This is a genomic window from Vibrio sp. Vb0937 (assembly GCF_033338855.1).
Genome location: NZ_JAWOTK010000318.1, coordinates 1 through 1,189, shown reverse-complemented (window position 1 = coordinate 1,189; position 1,189 = coordinate 1). Strand labels below are relative to the sequence as shown.

The 1,189-nt window shown below is 47.2% G+C and carries 1 protein-coding gene; it reads left to right on the top strand.

Translation table 11 applies throughout. The annotated features are described in order from the left end of the window. Window positions 1-90: 90 nt before the first annotated feature. Window positions 91-1,189: fimbria/pilus outer membrane usher protein (locus tag R7P67_RS25375; RefSeq protein WP_318086391.1), on the top strand; the 1,099-nt coding region annotated here is incomplete at its 3' end.

Here is a 1,189-nt window from a genome sequence, read left to right as displayed (position 1 = left end):
TAAACGCTACAAAATACCATTGACGCAATAATGATAATAATGAACAGACGCAATGAAATGTATGTCTTGCTTTGGCTTGGATTACTAAGTATGGCGTGGAGCAATATTGGCCTTTGTGCGAACTCACCCAACAGTTTTTCTGAGTTACCGAGTCCTGAAAACTTTTCTTTTGATAAGTTTAACAATATTAGCTTGAAACTAGAATTGGTGATCAATCAAAGAGCGACGGGGCATATTACCGAAGTCGAGCGCATTGGCGAGCAGTACTTTCTCCAGCGGCAAGTTATCATAGCGGTTGGCGTTACGGCCCAATCGTTGCCAGGAACGGAAGACAGGATTGACGTTTCTTCCATCGCTGGGGTTAACGTGCGTTATTTGCAATCGTCACTGCAACTGGCGATCGACGTTCCGCCGAACTGGCTGCCGATGCAGAGTTTATCTGCACACGACATGGGGCGATTTTCTCCAGCTAAGTTTGGTCGTGGGGGACTGTTTAACTACAACGTTTTTGGTGTGTATGAAAACGAAAGCCAACAAAAGGAGGTTTCTATCGATCATGAAATCAGAGCCTTTTCTGAGTTTGGTGTTTTTTCTACAACGGGAATATTTAAATCCAATTTTCACCGCGATGTTCAGTCTCAGCAAAGCAGTCAATACACCCGTTTCGATACAGGGTATGAGTACGCCAATCAGGCGCGCCGACTTCGTTTGGAAGTCGGAGACTACATCGTCCGTCCTTTGTCTTGGAGTCAGCCGGTGAGAATGGCGGGCATTCAGTTGTCGCATGACTTTTCTATGCGCCCCGACGTAGTGACGACGCCATTGCCAGCGTTTTATGGTGAGGTCACTGCGCCCACGACCTTGGATTTATTCATCAATGCCTGTAAAACCGACTCAATGGCCGTCGGGCCAGGCCCTTTCGTTATTAACGACATTCCTATGATCTCTGGCGCGGGTGAAGCAACCGTCATTGCGACTGATGCTCAAGGCCGACAAACGGTCATGACCAGCCCGTTTTTCCTCTCTTCCGATTTGTTGAAAACAGGATTTACTTCCTACAGTGCCAGTATTGGTGCGCTCAGAGAAGATTTTGGAAACGCATCGAATGAATATGGTGCTGGTGGCGTTGTTGTAGCGATGCGTCATGGCATGACAGATTGGTTAACCTTGGAAACGCAAGCTGAAGCAA